At 64.8% G+C, this 16,719-nt stretch carries 9 protein-coding genes; 5 read left to right on the forward strand and 4 right to left on the reverse strand.

Features of this window, described 5'->3' with window-relative positions; translation table 11 throughout:
* Positions 1-733 precede the first annotated feature (733 nt).
* The 3 genes from B5F19_RS14500 (at position 734) to B5F19_RS14510 (ending at position 9,336) form a co-directional block, all read left to right on the forward strand.
* Positions 734-5,533 carry a cytidyltransferase-related domain protein gene (locus B5F19_RS14500; RefSeq protein WP_087291713.1) on the forward strand — a complete coding sequence of 1,600 codons (4,800 nt, stop codon included), beginning with the start codon at positions 734-736 and terminating at the stop codon, positions 5,531-5,533.
* 872 nt (positions 5,534-6,405) lie between these two features.
* Positions 6,406-7,644 (forward strand): lactate dehydrogenase, encoded by a 1,239-nt coding sequence (locus B5F19_RS14505; RefSeq protein ID WP_140394251.1) that lies wholly within the window; start codon positions 6,406-6,408, stop codon positions 7,642-7,644.
* A 624-nt stretch (positions 7,645-8,268) separates the two neighbouring features.
* Positions 8,269-9,336, forward strand: coding sequence for an NAD(P)H-dependent oxidoreductase (locus tag B5F19_RS14510; RefSeq protein WP_087291716.1), 1,068 nt, complete (start codon positions 8,269-8,271; stop codon positions 9,334-9,336).
* Between the two features lie 454 nt (positions 9,337-9,790).
* Here B5F19_RS14510 and B5F19_RS14515 read toward each other — a convergent pair whose 3' ends face one another.
* Complete coding sequence (locus tag B5F19_RS14515; RefSeq protein ID WP_087291719.1) at positions 9,791-10,060, reverse strand: hypothetical protein; 270 nt, start codon at positions 10,058-10,060, stop codon at positions 9,791-9,793.
* A complete protein-coding gene (locus B5F19_RS14520; protein ID WP_087291722.1) occupies positions 10,047-10,265 on the reverse strand; it encodes a ribbon-helix-helix protein, CopG family in 219 nt (72 codons plus the stop codon). Before B5F19_RS14520 ends, B5F19_RS14515 begins: the two co-directional genes overlap by 14 nt.
* Before the next feature lie 877 nt (positions 10,266-11,142).
* Between B5F19_RS14520 and B5F19_RS14525 the strand changes: the two genes are divergently transcribed.
* Positions 11,143-11,490: an Asp23/Gls24 family envelope stress response protein gene (locus B5F19_RS14525; protein ID WP_008981184.1), complete on the forward strand. Its 348-nt coding sequence runs from the start codon at positions 11,143-11,145 to the stop codon at positions 11,488-11,490.
* A gap of 29 nt (positions 11,491-11,519) precedes the next feature.
* Entirely contained in the window at positions 11,520-13,211 is a 1,692-nt protein-coding gene (locus B5F19_RS14530; protein WP_087291725.1) for a DAK2 domain-containing protein, read from the forward strand.
* 187 nt (positions 13,212-13,398) lie between these two features.
* Here B5F19_RS14530 and B5F19_RS14535 read toward each other — a convergent pair whose 3' ends face one another.
* A complete protein-coding gene (locus tag B5F19_RS14535) occupies positions 13,399-14,223 on the reverse strand; it encodes an enoyl-CoA hydratase-related protein (RefSeq protein ID WP_087291728.1) in 825 nt (274 codons plus the stop codon).
* Positions 14,224-14,331: 108 nt separating this feature from the next.
* Positions 14,332-15,885 carry a MerR family transcriptional regulator gene (locus B5F19_RS14540; RefSeq protein WP_140394252.1) on the reverse strand — a complete coding sequence of 518 codons (1,554 nt, stop codon included), beginning with the start codon at positions 15,883-15,885 and terminating at the stop codon, positions 14,332-14,334.
* Positions 15,886-16,719 lie beyond the last annotated feature (834 nt).

The following is a 16,719-nucleotide window of genomic DNA, read 5'->3' on the forward strand; positions in this document are numbered from 1 at the left end:
GTCAGGGGGAATCGGCCTTCCCCTAAAGGGGAAGGCTTGCGGGCGACCGCGAGGGTCGCCCCTACACAAGAAACAAACCGGGAGCGTTGGTTCGGCAAACCCAGGCGCAAAAGCGGAACCGCACCAACTCCAATTTTCCACAAACCCAGGGCCCAGTGGCCCGGAAGGAACCGCGCTCAAGCACTCCTGATTTTGCGCGCCGGAAATGTCCTGCCCACTTCAAGGGGTAACCTCCGTAAAATGGGGTCCAGGGGCGGCGAATATGAGCGCGAAGCGCTCATCCTGAGCCGCGCCCTGGCGCCTCTTTGGTTTCTTTCTGGGCGTCCAGAAAGAAACCCGCCCCGCAGGGCGGAACTCCCCCTGCCGCCCGCAGGCGGCGAAATCCCCCCTGCAAGAAACGAAACCGCTCTGTCATCGCCCCCTCATCCGTCACGGCTTCGCCGTGCCACCTTTCCCTATCCCCTCTGTCGCTTCGCGACATCTCCCCTTGATAAGGGGAGTCGGCCCCCGAGGGGAAGGCTTTTTTGGGGGGCCCTCATCCGGCCCCTTCGGGGCCGCCTTCGCCCAGGGAGAAGGCTTGGGCGGACGGCTGCCCCCGCGGCGGAAACCGACCTCCTGGAGAGGAATAGGGAAACAGCCTCTCCCCTCTTTTCCCGCTTTTCAATTTCCAGCTTTTGTGCTAGACTAAACGTGAGATTTTGTTTCAGCGCGACAAGAAAGGCGGGACCGAGCCATGCATGAAAAGCAGATCCGAACCATCACCGCTCTGGTGGCCGACGCCCTGGCGGAGCAGAAGCTCCCCTTCGCCAAGGACAAAAAGGCCGCCCTGGAGCTGCTGCGCACCCCCGGCTGGGCGGAGGAGCTCTCCCAGCTGCTGCCCATCCGCCGCCGTCTGGAGTGCGGGGAGGTGCTGGAGGTGTGCACCCCCATCCTGCCCAAGCTCTCCCCGGTGCCCGAGGACGGCTGGCTGGCCTTCTGCTACCGGTATGTGCGCTCCATCTTATATCCGGAGGGGAACTTTGCCCCCGACGCGGCGGAGTACGAGGACGGGGCCCGGTTCTACCTCACCGTCCTCCAGGTGCTCCTGGACCAGGAGCGGGCGGTCATGCCCTTCGACCCCCTGGTGGACTTCCAGTTCCTCACCCCCCAGGAGTACGAGAGCTGCGACTGCGGCCGGGAGTATGAGCGCTTCCTCCGCCACTTCCGCACCGAGTATGTCTACGAGCTCATGCGCCTGGGCCAGGAGGTCACCCCCTTCCGGACGCTGGGCCACATCGCCGGGGTCCACTACATCGCCATGACCGCCGCCCGGGGGCTCCAGGCCGCCGGGGTGGACATCGACCTGGCCCTCATCTCGGGGGCCGCCGCTTCCCACGACATCGGCAAGTACGGCTGCCGCCCCGGGGAGCGGGTGCCCTATCTCCACTACTACTACACCGACCAGTGGCTGCTGGAGCGGAACATGGGCAATATCAGCCATATCGCGGCCAACCACTCCACCTGGGACCTGGAGCTGGAGTCCCTGTCGGTGGAGTCCCTGTGCCTCATCTACGCCGACTTCCGCTCCAAGCAGGACCGGGACGAGAAGGGGCAGGAGATCACCGTCCTCTACCCCCTGGACCAGTCCTTCCAGGTCATCCTGTCCAAGCTGGACAACGTGGACAGCAGCAAGCGCCGCCGGTACGAGTTCGTCTACGGCAAGCTCCATGACTTCGAGGACTACATGCGCTCTCTGGGGGTGGACGTGGACCTGACCGGCCGGCCGGGCACCCCCGCTCCCCACAAGGACCCCGCCCTCATGGGCCCCGACGAGACGGTGGAGGGCCTGGTCCTCCTGTCGGTGGGACACAACATCCGCATGATGCACATGCTCTCCAACGAGCGCAAGTTCGGCAACATCATCGAGGCCGCCCGCTCCACCAAGGACTGGAAGCAGCTGCGGGCCTATCTGAACGTCTTTCAGGAGTACTTCACCTACCTGTCGGTGCGCCAGAAGACCCAGGCCCTCTCCTTCCTCTATGAGCTGCTGGTCCACCGGGAGGGCGACATCCGCCGCCAGGCGGCCTACCTCATCGGCCGGATCATCGCCCTGTTCCACCTGGTCTACCGCAAGGAGCTCCCCGACGACGTGAAGAGCGACCCGGCGGCGGAGGTGCCCTTCACCCTGTGGGAGCAGTACCTGGACATGATCATCTACCCCGACCACAAGACCACCCAGCAGCAGCGCAGCCACATCAGCTACACCCTGAAGCTGGTGGTGGACGCCATGCTGGAGAACGCCCGGCCGGCGGACATTCCCCGCTTTGTGGGGGCCTTCCTGCGCTATTTCGACCGGCCGGAGGACAAGGACGAGGACACCGCCTTCACCCTGCTGGACGCGGCCCGGTACCTGCCCGCCCAGTACTTCACGCCGGAGATGCGGGGCCGGGTCATCGAGTTTGCCGGCCACTGGACCCAGTCCCGGAACCCCCGGATGGAGACCGCCGCCCTCCAGTTCCTGCGCTCGGCGGAGCGCTCCCTCCGGCGGGACGACCCCCAGCTCAAGCGGATTGTGGAGCTGGCCCGGTCCGTCCCCCCCAGCAGCCTGACCATCACCTTCCTCCAGTACCGCATCCTCCTCCGGGCCGGGGAGGACGTGAGCTACCACAAGCACGTCCTCTACGACCAGGACATCACCAGCGAGGTGTTTCTGGACAACCTGAAAAACGCCACCCACTGGGGGGTGAAGTCGGTGGGCGTGGAGCTCCTCCGGGACCAGGTGGAGCACGGCATGATGGAGCACATCCTCCACATCTGCACCCACTTCTCCAACCTCATCAAGGTGTCCGAGCGGGTGGTGGTCCGCCACGACGCCGGCGCCGCCCTGGTGCGCATTCTGCCCCTGCTGCGCCGGGACCAGCGCAACGAGGTGGTGGTGGAGCTGGGCAAGGGCCTGGAGATGGGCCAGTACGAGATCTCCAAGTACATCCCCCAGTACCTGGGCCAGGCCGCCCTGTACCTGTACCCCAGCGAGCTGGACGAGCAGGTGCTGTGGCTGAAGACCCTGCTGGGCTCCCCCAACGACTCGGCGGTGTCCGGGGCGCTGAACACCATCGGCGTGCTCCTCCAGCACTACCCCGCCTACCGGGAGCGGTTCTCCCAGTCCAGCCAGAGCTATGAGGACCGGCGGCAGGAGCTGCTGGGCCTCCTCCTCCAGGGTCTGGCCCACTACCGCCCCGCCGTGCGCCAGGAGGCCCTGCTGGTCACCGGCAACCTGCTCTTTGAGAGCAACATCCTCCCCATGGAGGAGAAGGCCCACCTGTTCGCCCTGAGCTACCGCAAGCTCCTGTTCCTGGTGGAGGAGGCCGCCGTCCAGGACGACACCATGACCTTCTTCTACCGGGCGGCCGCCCTGGCCGACATCAACCGGTTCATCTCCCTGTGGCGGCTGGACCACGGCCCCTTCTCCTTCCTGCGGCCCCAGAAGATCGCCTTCTTCCCCGGCACCTTCGACCCCTTCACACTGTCCCACAAGGGCATCGTCCACGCCATCCGGGACCTGGGCTTCGAGGTCTATCTGGCGGTGGACGAGTTCTCCTGGTCCAAGAAGGCCCAGCCCCACCTGGTCCGCCGGCAGATCGTCAACCTGTCCATCGCCGGGGACTTCCACGTGCACCTGTTCCCCGACGAGATCCCGGTGAACATCGCCAACCCCGCAGACCTCAAGCGCCTGCGGGAGCTGTTCCCCTATCAGGAGGTGTATCTGGTGGCGGGCAGCGACGTGGTGGCCCACGCCTCCTCCTACCAGGACCCGCCCCGGGACTGGTCCATCCACTCCATGAACCACATCATCTTCCGCCGGGCGGGGGAGGCCCCCCTCCCCGACGACCTGCCCATCACCGGCAAGGTCATCCAGCTCCAGCTGCCCCCCCATCTGGAGGACATCAGCTCCACCCGCATCCGGGAGAATGTGGACCTGAACCGGGACATCTCCAACCTGATCGACCCGGTGATCCAGGACTTTATCTATCAGAACGGCCTGTACCTCCGGGACAGCCAGGACAAGCCCATGGTCAACCCCACCACCCTCACCTTCCAGTGGATCGACCAGCCCGACCAGCGGCTGGTGGAGGACCTGACCGCCGGCCGCCCCGACCGGGAGGCCATCCGCACCGGCATCCGCCAGGGCCGGGACCGGATCGTGCTGCTGCGCTCCAGCCAGGAGGGCAAGCTGCTGGGCTATGTGAGCTTCCGGTACCTGTCCGCCACCCAGCTCTTCGGCGCCCTGCGGGACACCGGCCTGGCCAACCGCATCCGCCTGCGCTCGGCGGGGACCACCCTGCTCATCACCGCGGCGGCGGCGGACACCTCCGACCCCCTGCGGGACTACCTGCATCTGCTGTTCACCGAGGTGCTGGCCCAGGCCCTCACCGACGACTGCATCTACGGGGTGTACCGCCCCTACGGCGCGCCCCCGGACGAGGCCCTCTCCGATGTGCTCACCCGCCAGGGCTTCCTCCACCGGGAGACGGACTTCAACCTGTGGGAGGTGGACATGAGCGCCCCCACCGTGCTCATCCAGAACCTGGAGACCACCATTCAGGAGCCCCTGTGCCGCAACCCCAAGGTGCTCGCCGCCATTCAGCGGGGCCACAAGCGGCTCCAGCTGGCCCTCACCAAGCTGTACCCCCGGTTCCTGGTGCTCACCCTGTCCTCGGACATCATCCACCAGCGGCTGCTGGAGATGATTACCTCCTACAACGAGGTGCCCTCCGTCCCCACCACCCCCCGGAAATTGGGGAAGAATATGTGCGTCCCCTACGGAAAGATGCTCCGGGGCAAGATCGTCCCCAACACGGTGACCAAGACCATCCACACCGACAAGGTGTTCACCCCCGACCTGTCCGAGAGCTCCATGGAGGCCTTCCCCAACTACTCCCCCATCCCCAGCCAGATCCGGATGATCAAGTCCTTCAACCGTCCGGTCATCCTGGTGGACGACATCATGCACCCCGGCTTCCGCATCCAGGCTCTGGACCCCATCCTCCGGGAGGAGAATGTGGACATCCGCATGGTGCTGGTGGGCCTGCTGTCCGGCCACGGCCGGGACCTGATGGACGCCCAGGGGCGGCCGGTGGACGCGGTGTACTACCTGCCCCGGCTGAGGGAGTGGTTCGTGGAGTCCACCCTCTACCCCTTTATCGGCGGCAACACCGTCCGGCGGTCCGCGCCGCCGGTGCCCGGCCTGCTGCCCGGCATCAACCACATCCTCCCCTACGCCTCCCCCTCCTTCCGGGGCGAGTGCAGCGAGGAGGCGGTGTTCGAGCTCTCCCGGGTCTGCCTGGAGTCCGCCCGGGACGTGATCTTCACTCTGGAGCAGGAGTACCGGGCCCTGTACGGCCGGAACCTGACCCTCAGCCGCCTGCCCGAGGCCATTATCCTGCCCCTGTGCCCCGACAAGGGCACCTGCCTGGCCTATGATCCCACCCTGGCCGCGTCGGTATACCTGGAGAACGACCTGGAGCAGCTGATGCGGACCCATTCCTCCCTTTAAGACTGCGGGGTTTCGCCGCTGCGGCGGCGAGTGACTTTCTCAACGATGAGAAAGTCACCAAAGAATCGCCGGGGGACGCGGCCGACGGGCACTTCGTGCCCATAGGACCGCTTTCCCCCGGTCCCCCATTACGGGGTTACCCCTTGAAGTGAGTACAACCCTTCCGGCGCGCAAAATCTGAGTGGCATTCCGCGATTTCTTCCGGCCCACAGGGGCCTGAATTTGAGGAAAATTAAGGCCGGTGCGGTTTTACATCTGCGCCTGGCTTTGCCGAGCCAACGCTCCCGGTCCTGTTCCCGCCGTAGGGGCGGCCCTTGCGGCCGCCCGCAAGCCTTCCCCCTATAAGGGGGAAGGTGCCGAGCGCATGCGAGGCGGATGAGGGTGAGCTCTGGAATCGCAGAGGCCCCTTAGCGGGCCGCCGAGGTCGTCGGCCCCTACGGCAAAACCGGAAGATTCCCCCATCTCGTAGGGGTGGGTGTCCTCACCCGCCCGCTGATTCCCTGAGCCAAACTTGAGCCCCACCCGCCCAAAAGGCGCGCTCTCCACCGATAGAAGAAACATCCAAAGTTTACCGGACGCCCAGCGGCAGCGGTGATAGACCGGAAACCAATCCCCTGTCCACCCGCGCCTTTGCGTTGACTGCCAAGGCAGCCTAATTGGCGGCCCTCGTAAAATGGGGTCCAGGGGTAAGCGTCATGGAGGCAGGGGCGGCGCAGACGCGCCTGCCGATTGCGCTTATCCCTGGTGCCTCTTTGGCTTCTTTCTGGGCATCCAGAAAGAAGCTCGCCGCCGGGGCGGCGAAATCCCCTCCTCCGTGAACGAACCCAATCTCCGGATGATTCGGCAATGAAAACACAGCGAGGTGTTATGATATGTTCTATTATTACGAAAAGGACCAAAAAATCCTGGCATCTGAGCGGAACGATCTGCCCTACGCCCAGGGAAAGCCCATCCCCGGCGCCCCCATCTATTACCTGGTGGAGGGCGACCCGGTACTGGGCCGGGGTTCCTTCAAGGTGAACCATCCGGGCCAGCTGAAGGCCCCCCACGGCCTGGAGGTGCTGGACGCCTCCCGCCTGCCGGAGTTCCCTCTGGACGCCACCCTGTCCGCCGCCCTGGAGGCGGGACAGCTCACCGCCGTGAACACCGGCCAGGTGGGCTGGGAGTCCGTCCTGTCCGCCGCCCCCAGCGCCGGGAAAAAGCGGCTGAACATCCTGGCCATCGGGGATGTGGGCTCCACTCTGCTCACCGGGCTCAAGCTGCTGGGGGGCGGCGTGCTCTCCTCCATCGGCATCTGTGACGTGAGCGATCAGGTCACTGCCCGGTGGGAGTTTGAGATGGGGCAGATCAACCTGCCCTGGGACTACAACGCCTTCCCGGACGTGGAGGTGGTCCCGGTGGAAAAACTCTTTGACTGCGACGTGTTCGTGTTCGTGGCCTCCCGGGGCATCCCCCCGGTGGGCTCCAAGGTGAAGGACGTGCGCATGGCCCAGTTTGAGACCAACGCCGCCATCGTGAAGCAGTACGCCAAAATGGCCCGGGCGGCCAACTTCCAGGGCCTGTGGTGCGCCGTGTCCGACCCGGTGGACCCTCTGGCCAAGACCGCCTATCTGGAGAGCAACAAGGACGAGAACGGAAATTGGGACGGCAGGGGCCTGCGGCCCGAGCAAGTCCAGGGCTTCGGCCTGGGGGTGATGAACGCCCGGGCGGCCTACTACGCCAAGCGGGACGAGAAGCTCTCTTCCTTCCTCACCGAGGGGCGCTCCTTCGGCCCCCACGGCACCGGCCTGTGGATCGCCAACTCCATCGACTGCTACGACGAGGAGATCTCCCGGGAGCTGACCCAAAAGACCGTCACCGCCAATCTGTGGATGCGGGAGCTGGGCTTCAAGCCCTACGTGGCCCCCGCCCTGTCCTCCGGGGCCCTGTCCATCCTGCTCACCCTCCGGGGGGAGTGGCACTGCGGGTCGGTGTTCCTGGACGGCGTCTTTATGGGGGTCAAGAACCGCTATACCCCCGCCGGGGTGGAGACCGAGCTGCTGCCCCGTATCCCCGACCAGCTCTTTGGGCATATTCAAGAGGCGGCGGAGGAATTGAAGCGCGTTTTGTGAGCGGAGCGCCGGATACGTTCACGGCCTGTTGAGAATTTTTGTGGTTTCTGGGCCCGCCCTCATCCGTCTGGCCTTCGGCCGTCTTTTCCCGACGGGGAGAAGGCTTGCGGGCGGCCAAAGGCCGCCCCTACGGCGGAAAACGGACCGGGCACGTTGGTTCGGAGGCGGCAGGCGCAGAAGCGGAACCGCACCAGCTCCAATTTTCCTCCCGCTCAGGCCCCCAGTGGGGCCGGACGGAACCGCGCTCAAGCACTCCTGATTTTGCGCGCCGGAAATGTTCTGCCCACTTCAAGGGGTAACCCCCGTAATGGGGGACCGGGGGCCGACTCCCCCTGTCAGGGGGAGATGTCGTGAAGCGACAGAGGGGGTAGGGTGGCGGTCCTATGGGCACAAAGTGCCCGTCGGCCGCGTCCCCCCGGCGATCCTCAAGGTGAATTGCCCCGAAGGGGCAAGAGAGGGTGGCCTGGGCCATTGGTTTCTTTCCCATCGCTGGGAAAGAAACTCGCCCCGCAGGGCGAAATCCTGCTGAACGGCGCGCCGAGTCGTCGCGCCCTACAAAAGAGAGGAAACAGCGCGCGCCGCCGAGCGGCCCCCTCTGTCAAAAAAGAAACGAAGGTGTCACCCATGTCCCTGACTGTATACTACCCCTCCCTGGACGGCCCGGCTCGGCAGGCCCGCCTGGACCGGGTGCTCTCCCGGGCCCTGGCGGGCCGGGAGGTCCAGGTGATCCGCCGGGCGGAGGACCTGGACCGGCGCAGATATCCCCGGATTTTATTCGCCCTGCCCCTGGATGAGGCGGGGCAGAACTTCGAATATTTCCGCATGCTGGCCCGCCTGCGCCGGGAGACAAATCTGCTGGAGGGCTGCACCGGCGGCCTGATCGTGGACGGGCCCGGGGAGCTCTACACCAAGTCCACGGCGGCCGAGCTGGCCCTGGCCATGAACCAGGCGGGATGCGCCCTGGTGGGCCGTCCCCTGGTGGAGGCCACCGGCTCCCTGGCCAACTTCCGCATCCAGGCCAAAAACCTGGGCGCCGACCTGGCGGGGGCCTATGAGGCGGCTGCCCGGGAACTGGCCGGCCAGGCGGAGACCTTCGTGTTCCCCGCCCGGGAGCGGCCCAATCTGCTGGCCCTCCACGCCTCCAGCCACCACACCTCCAACACCATGGCCCTGTGGGGGGAGCTCCAGAAGCGCCTGTCCCCCCGGTGGCAGGTGGAGGAGATCGGCCTGCGCAACGGCACCCTGTCCGACTGCTCCGGCTGCCCCTACACCATGTGCCTCCACTTCGGCGAGCGTGGGGGCTGCTTCTACGGCGGCGTTATGTCGGAGGAGGTCTACCCAGCCGTGCGAAAGGCGGACGCCCTCATCCTCATGTGCCCCAACTACAACGACGCCCTGTCCGCCAATCTCACCGCCTTTATCAACCGCCTCACCGCCCTGTTCCGGCAGACCCGGTTTTACGACAAGGCGGTGTTCGCCCTGGTGGTGTCCGGCTACTCGGGCAGCGACACCGTGGCCCGGCAGCTGATCTCCGCCCTGAACATGAACAAGTCCTTCTACCTCCCGCCCCGGTTCGCCCTGCTGGAGACCGCCAACGCCCCCGGCGAGGCCCTCTCCGCCCCCGGCATCCAGGACCGCCTGGACCGGTTCGCCGCCGGAATGGAGGGTCTGTTTGCAGAGGACGGAAATTGACAAAAAACCGGGCCCTCCCCAGCGGGGAGGGCCCACAGGCTGTCAAAAAAGTCCAAGGACTTTTCCGACAGCCTGCAAAAATGCCGTTACTTTTCCGCCGCTGCGCGGCGGAAAAGTTCTCGCTGCGCTCGCCGAACGCCTTGCCGTGCAAGGCATTCGGGGCATTCGATCCCGCTCGAGGCGGGCTGCCGCCCCCTCGAGCTCCCCCGCCAAAACTGAGGCGAGTTCTACTCAACAGCGGTTTTTTGACAAGCTGCGGGCCCTCCCCAGCGGGGAGGGCCCAGTCTTTTTCATCATCCATAAAAACGTGCTGACCGCTCGGCTGGTACCCAAGCGGTCAGCATGATTTTTGTGCTCACTTGCATTGAGGGCTAACCGTCACAGCGGCGCTCTTCATTTTCATTATACCACCCCTCCCAGGTTTGTCAACCGCCGGGAGGGCGTTTTGTTTTTCTCAGTCCTGCTCCCAGTGGCGGGTGCTGTGCACCCCCAGCCGCCGGTGGTACACCGTCACAATGGCCTCAATCTTCTGCATACACGCCGGGTCGTCCAGCTCCGGGTCCTCCAGGATGTCGAAAATCTCCGCCAGCGCCTCCTCCGCCTGGGCGTGCGCCTCCGCCTGGAGCCGCTCCGGCGGCAGGGCGGACAGGTACTCCTCCACCAGCTTCCCCAGGGCGGCGTGGCGGAGGGCTGTGGGGATAGGGTTTTGTTCACAGTGGTACAAGGTCCTCGCTCCTTTCCAAGCGGCAGTGTTCCAGTGCATAGTCCAAAAAAATACCGATCAACTCATTTCGGCTGTGCCCAGTCTCCTGGGCGATCTCATCCATGCGGTCCACCATTTCATTCCGGAGGCGCACCGAAAATGTCCGGTATCCGTCGTCTCCCTTAGGCCGTTTGGGTCGGATCACCAATTCGTTGTCAAGCCGCATGGAATCACCTCCTGGTTAACCATAGTTTAAAACCGTAGGATGGTAAGAAGCTATGCTCACATTCCTGTTATTTTTTCTGTGCATCCTGTGGTGATGATATCACGGGGGACCGCATTTATTGACATTCAGTAAAGGTCATTCCAAATAAAACGCAGGCAAAGCGGGCGGGTCTGGGTCCCTACGTATATTTGCGTTTATTTCGTAGGGGCGGCTATCAGCCGCCCGTAAGCCTTCCCCCTGGGGGGAAGGTGCCCCAGTGCGCACACTGGGGCGGATGAGGGGGCAATGTATAGAGCGGTTCCGTTTCTTGCAGGGGGATTTCGCCGCCCGCGGGCGGCGACCTACTTTGCCCATGGCGGCAAAGTAGGCAAAACGCCCCCGGGGACGGCTCCAGATGAGCACTTCGTGCTCATATTCGCCTTTCCCCGGACCCCATTTACGGGGGTTACCCCTTTGGTCAGGCAGAAAAGTTCCGGCGCGCAAAATCTGAGTGGCCTCTGCGATTCCTTCCGGGCCACTGGGCCCTGGCTGTGTGGAAAATTGAGGCCGGTGCGGTTCCACATCTGCGCCTAGCTTTGCCGAACCAACGGTACCGGTTTAGGAATACGGGATACCTCATCCGCCCCCTTCGGGGGCACCTTCCCCTAAAGGGGAAGGCTTTGAAGGCCTATCTCCCTGCCTTCCCCTTTAGGGGAAGGTGGCTGGCCGTTAGGCCAGACGGATGAGGCAGGCGGCCAAAGGCCGCCCGAAAGCCTCCCCCCTTCCAGGGGGAAGGCCGATTGTCCATCCCGCCAAATTCTACTTGTAATTCCCAGGGAAATCGACTACAATAAGACCATAGAATACAAAGACCCCAGCGAAAGGAAGGTAACGGCTTATGAAACTGCAAAACGACTTAGGGGAGATCCGCATCAGCAGCGAGGTCTTCACCGCCGTCACCGGCAGCGCCGCCACCAACTGCTACGGCGTCAAGGGCATGGCCGTCCGGTCCAAGACGGACGGGCTGGTCCACCTGCTCAAGCGGGAGTCCATGGCCAAGGGCGTGAAGGTATATTACAATGAGGACGGCACCGTCTCCATCGAGCTGCACATCATCGTGGAAAACGGGGTCAATCTGATGGCGGTATGCCGGTCCATCATGAGCGAAGTGCGCTATGTGGTCAGCAAGACCACCGGCGTGGAAGTAAAATCTGTGGACGTCTGCGTGGACTCCATGCGGTTTTGACGGACAATGTAGAAAGGAACTGGGCCGATATGAGACAAACCATTGACGCGGCGGCCTTTCAGCAGATGGTCATCCACGCCGCCGCCGCTATCTCTGTGGAAAAGCAGCAGGTCAACGACCTGAACGTGTTCCCCGTCCCGGACGGCGACACGGGCACCAACATGAGCCTGACCATCGCCGCCGCCGCGGGAGAGATGAAAAAGAAATCCTACGACACCGTGGGGCAGGCCGCCCAGGCCACCGCCTCCGCTCTGCTGCGGGGGGCCCGGGGGAACTCGGGCGTTATTTTGTCCCTGCTGTTCCGGGGCTTCGCCAAGGCCATCAAGGACCGGGAGACCATGGACGGCCGGGACCTGGCCATCGCCCTGGACTTCGGCGTGGCCGCCGCCTACAAGGCGGTGATGAAGCCCGCCGAGGGCACCATCCTCACCGTCTCCCGCATGGCGGCCGCCCGGGCCGCCGGCGCCGCCCGGGAGGACAACTGCGCGGAGGCGGTCCTCGCCGCCGCCATCGAGGAGGGCCAGACCGCTTTGGCGGACACGGTGAACCAGAACCCGGTGCTGAAAAAGGCCGGGGTGGTGGACGCCGGCGGCAAGGGCTTCCTCATCATCCTCCAGGGCATGCTGGACCAGCTCCAGGGCAGGCCCATGCCCGAGCTGAGCGAGGAGGAGCCCGAGGAGGAGAAGGCCGACTTCGGCGCCCTGTCCGCCGAGGAGATCACCTTCGCCTTCGACACGGTGTTCATCGTCCGGAAGCCCTCCCCCCATGTGAATCTGGAGCCCTTCCGCACCTACCTCAACGGCATCGGCGACAGCCTGGTGATCGGCGAGGACGACGAGGCCTTCAAGGTCCACGTCCACACCAACATCCCCGGGGCAGCCCTCACCGAGGCCCAGAAGTACGGCACCCTGGAGCTGGCCAAGATCGAGAACATGCGCACCCAGGCGGAGGATCTGGCCGCCGGGCGGCATGTCCAGAGCACCGACGACCTGGAGGCCGTGGAGGAGGAGCTGGAGAACCAGGGCTGCGCCCCGGCCGAGCCGGTGAAGGCCGCCCCCGAGAAGGAGTACGGCTATGTGGCCGTGTGCGCCGGCGCGGGTCTGGAGGCCGTGTTCCGGGACCTGGGCGTGGACGGGATCATCTCCGGGGGACAGACCATGAACCCCTCCACCGAGGACATTTTAAGGGAGATCGACCGCACCCCCGCCCACGTGGTCTATGTGCTCCCCAACAATAAGAACATCATCATGGCGGCCGAGCAGTGCGTCCGCCTGTGCGAGGACAAGACCGTGGTGGTCCTTCCCACCAAGACGGTGCCCCAGGGCATCGCCGCCATGCTGGCGGTGGACCCGGACGCCGGGCGGGAGGAGCTCACCCAGATCATGACCGAGGCGGCACAGCGGGTGCGCACCGCCGAGATCACCTACGCCGCCCGGGACTCCGACTTTGACGGCTTCGCCATCAAGGAGGGGGACTACCTGGCCCTGATGGAGCACCAGCTCTTCGGCACCGACCGGGACCTGGACGCCCTGCTGGACCGCTTGGCCCGTTCGGAGGACATCCAGAGCGCCGAGTTCCTCTCCATCTTCTACGGGGAGGATGTGACCGAGGAACAGGCCCAGGAGGCCGCCCAGAAGTTCACTGCCGCCTGCCCCAACGCCGAGGTCAACCTGCTGCCCGGAGGACAGCCGGTGTACTACTATATGATCTCCGCTGAATAACGCAAAACAGCCGCCGGATGGCGGCTGTTTTTTATTGGAGCCAAAAGAAATCATGCAGATAGGTTCACGGGCGGCCAAAGACCGCCGGCGGGCCGGTCTGGGACCAGGCCCTGCGAGGGAGATGAGGCCGTCCGCGGCAAGGCAGGCGTCCCCACCCGCCTTGCCGCGGACGGCGGTCCCAAAATCCTTACGACTCCTTCTTCTTCCGCTTGTGCTTCTTCTCCAGCTTCTCCACCAGGGCGGCGGTGCGGGTGCGGTAGTCGTCCAGCTCGGTGACGATGCCCATGAAGGAGGACACCATGTCCAGGGAGGCCCGCAGGGTGCTCTGCTCGCTCTCGTGGATGGCCCGCTTGGTCAGGCGCATGGCCTGCTGGGGGGCCTCCAGCAGCTTCTGCATGTACTCCTCCACAAACTGGTCCAGCTCCTCGTCGGGGACCACCCGGGTGACCAGGCCCATCCGCTCGGCCTCTTCGCCCTTTACAGTGCGGGCGGTCCAGAACATGTCCAGGGCCCTGTCCCGGCCCACCAGCCGGGGCAGGAAGTAGGCCCCTCCGTCCCCGGGGACGATGCCGGCGTTGAAGTAGCTCTCGGACATGGAGGCGCTCTCGGCGGCGATGCGCACGTCGCACATGAGGGCCATATCCAGCCCCGCGCCCACGGCGGGGCCGTGGATCTTGGCCACCACTGGCCGGTCGATCTCCTCCAGAATCAGGGGGATGCGCTGGATGCCCTTCCACAGGGAGTTTTTCCGGGCCAGGGCGGTGGAGGTGATGTCGTCGTGGCTCTCAAAGAAGCCGTCCCCGGCGGCCATGGCCTTCACGTCGCCGCCGGCGCAGAAGGCCTTGCCGTTGCCGGACAGGAGCACCGCGTAGATGTCGTCCCGGTCCCGGATGTCCTCCAGGGCGGCGGTCCACAGGTGGATCATCTCCTCGCTGAAGCAGTTCAGATGCTCCGGGCGGTTCATGGTGAGGCGGGCCAGGTGGCCGTCCACCTCGTACAGAAAATCGGACATAGCAGGTAACCTCGCTTTCCCCGCCCCGGGCTCCTTCTCACAGTACCCGGGGCGGAACATTCCTTCCAAAACTTCCGCCCCTATTGTACTGGGTCTTTGAGGAGATTGTCAATCAGAAAGCGCGGCGGTGAACCGCAGGACCAGCACCCCGTTTCCAGGGTCCTCCTGAAGAAGCCGCCCCGTCTCGATGGTGGACTGGTAGCCCTGGCTGTCCAGCACCTCCACCGTCCCGGTGAGGCCGCCCAGGTCCTCCCGCTGGCTGGACAGGCGGCTGCCCGTCTGGGAGAAGTCCACCTGGTCCAGCGCCAGGGCCAAGCCCACGGCGTCCACCCGCTTGTCAGAGAACGTCTTTTGCCAGGGGAAGGACCAGTCCTCCGCCCCCGGGGAGAGAGCCAGAAACAGGTTGGGCAGAAACTCGGTAGTGGGCCACCAGAGATCTAATTTCTCCCCGTAGGAGCTCCCGCGGGGGGACCAGGTGACGGAGAATCCAGTGACATAGCCATCCTCGTCTGTGGAAAATTCCACCGGGCCCCACTCGCTGTCCTCCAGTTCCAGCCACATCCAGCCTTCCTGGAGATCCTGATAGACGGGAGGCGCCTCCCGCCAGCGGCCGTCCGGCTCCAGGGACAGCTGGGGCCGCTCTCCCCATAGGCTCTCCACCCGCCGCTCCAGAAAGTTATAATTTTCCACCACCTGTTCGGGGGTGAGGGGGCCGTCGGGGTTGGGCAGACGCCAGCTCTCGCTCACAATGGCCATGCTCGGAAGCGGGAACAGCAGGGAAATGGCCACGTAGGCCGCCACCCGCTTCTTCCCGGCGGGCCGGACGGTGTACCGCAGTCCCTGGTCCCAGGGCATCACCTGGTCTTTGATGCACCTGTCGTAGCAGGTGCCCAGACACAGGATATTCAGGAGGGGAACGCCCAGGGCAAAGCCCCGGAGAAAGATCCAGGCGGTCCGGATGACGGCCCGCTCCAAGTCCAGCTTGCTCCCGTCCTCCCGGCGCACCTTCAGCCGCAGCAGCCGCTTGCCGGGGGTGTACCCCCAGGTGCACAGCAGAATGGGCTCCAGAACCAGGAGGAACAGCCAGGCCCCCCAGGCGGAGACGAGGGTGTCCGCAAAGCCCATCAGCCCAAACTCCGGCCAGTACCAGTGCAGGACCAGGTACTGCAGGGCGGACCAGAGAATGCCCGCCAGGCTCAGATCCAGCGCCCGGGCGAAGTACCGCCGCCAGGGGTAGGGGGCGGCGGCGATGGAGTCCTGTTCCGCCGGGTCCACCCGCCGGGACAGGGGGAGGCTTTTCTCCTCCAGGGCGGCCAGCCAGGGCTCCGGGTCCAGGTCGTCGTAGGAGGTCTCCGTCCGGCTCAGCTCCTCACACACCTGGGCGTACCGCTCCAGGTCGTCCCGGTCCCCCTCCAGGGCCAGGGCCTGCCCGGCGAGGGCCCGGCTCAGGGAGAGCTCCCCCGCCTGGAGGCGGCGGATGGCCTCCAGGTCCAGGCTCAGCCGCCGCAGCAGCTTGATCTTCTCCAGGGTGCGCACGTTGTCCTCGGAGTAGTCCCGGTAGTTGTTCTCCCGCCGCTCCGGGGTGAGCAGCCCCTCTTGTTCGTAGAACCGGATGCTGGTCCTGGGCAGGCCGGTGCGCCGCTCCAATTCCTTGATGGTCATGGTTTCCCCCTCCTTACACCCCCAGTGTAGGGTATCCACCTGGTATATAGTCAAGAATTTTTTTCAAACTGGGTGGATTTTTCTTGAAAAGCCGCCTGCCGCGCTGGGCGGAGCGCAAAAAAGCGGGCCCCCAATGGGGGCCCGCCAAGAAAGTTTGCGGTAAAAGCTCAGTTCCCGGCCAGAGCAGCGGTGATGATGGCCATGGAATAGGTCCCACAAAATGTTCCATTTTGCGGGGACCCGTAGGGATTGAAATGCTCAGGGCGGCAAAGCCGCCCTTCCGCCAAGGTTTTGTCCTGGGGACAAAACGCTTGTACGGCGCTTTAGCGCCGCCCCATCTGCGATGGGGCCCCGAGGTCTATTCCATGGCCGCGAAGCCAAAGCGAAGCGGGCCCCCAATGGGGGCCCGCCAAGAAAGTTTGCGGTAAAAGCTCAGTTCCCGGCCAGAGCGGCGGTGATGATGGCCATGGAATAGGTCCCACAAAATGTTCCATTTTGCGGGGCCCCGCTGGGATTCAAATGCTCAGGGCGGCAAAGCCGCCCTTCCGCCAAGGTTTTGTCCTGGGGACAAAACGCTTGTACGCGCCATTCGGCGCCGCCCCATCGTCGTCGCAAAGTCCGCTTGTCTCCGTTTCCGCCTGACGGCGAAAACTGCGCCCGCTCCCTTGCTCCTCCTCTCCCCACCCGACCCGCTGCCGCTGGGCTCGGGCGGGGAACCCCTTTATTGGGGCCCCGAGGTCTATTCCATGGCCGCGAAGCCAAAGCGAAGCGGGCCCCCAATGGGGGCCCGCCAAGAAAGTTTGCGGTAAAAGCTCAGTTCCCGGCCAGAGCAGC

Source organism: Pseudoflavonifractor sp. An184 (assembly GCF_002160305.1).
In the GTDB taxonomy this organism is placed as follows: domain Bacteria; phylum Bacillota; class Clostridia; order Oscillospirales; family Oscillospiraceae; genus Lawsonibacter; species Lawsonibacter pullicola.

Coding starts and splice junctions, on each gene's coding strand:
- B5F19_RS14500 (WP_087291713.1), top strand. CDS start 734: ATGCATGAAAAGCAGATCCGAACCATCACCGCTCTGGTGGCCGACGCC.
- B5F19_RS14505 (WP_140394251.1), top strand. CDS start 6,406: ATGTTCTATTATTACGAAAAGGACCAAAAAATCCTGGCATCTGAGCGG.
- B5F19_RS14510 (WP_087291716.1), top strand. CDS start 8,269: ATGTCCCTGACTGTATACTACCCCTCCCTGGACGGCCCGGCTCGGCAG.
- B5F19_RS14520 (WP_087291722.1), bottom strand. CDS start 10,265: ATGCGGCTTGACAACGAATTGGTGATCCGACCCAAACGGCCTAAGGGA.
- B5F19_RS14525 (WP_008981184.1), top strand. CDS start 11,143: ATGAAACTGCAAAACGACTTAGGGGAGATCCGCATCAGCAGCGAGGTC.
- B5F19_RS14530 (WP_087291725.1), top strand. CDS start 11,520: ATGAGACAAACCATTGACGCGGCGGCCTTTCAGCAGATGGTCATCCAC.
- B5F19_RS14535 (WP_087291728.1), bottom strand. CDS start 14,223: ATGTCCGATTTTCTGTACGAGGTGGACGGCCACCTGGCCCGCCTCACC.
- B5F19_RS14540 (WP_140394252.1), bottom strand. CDS start 15,885: ATGACCATCAAGGAATTGGAGCGGCGCACCGGCCTGCCCAGGACCAGC.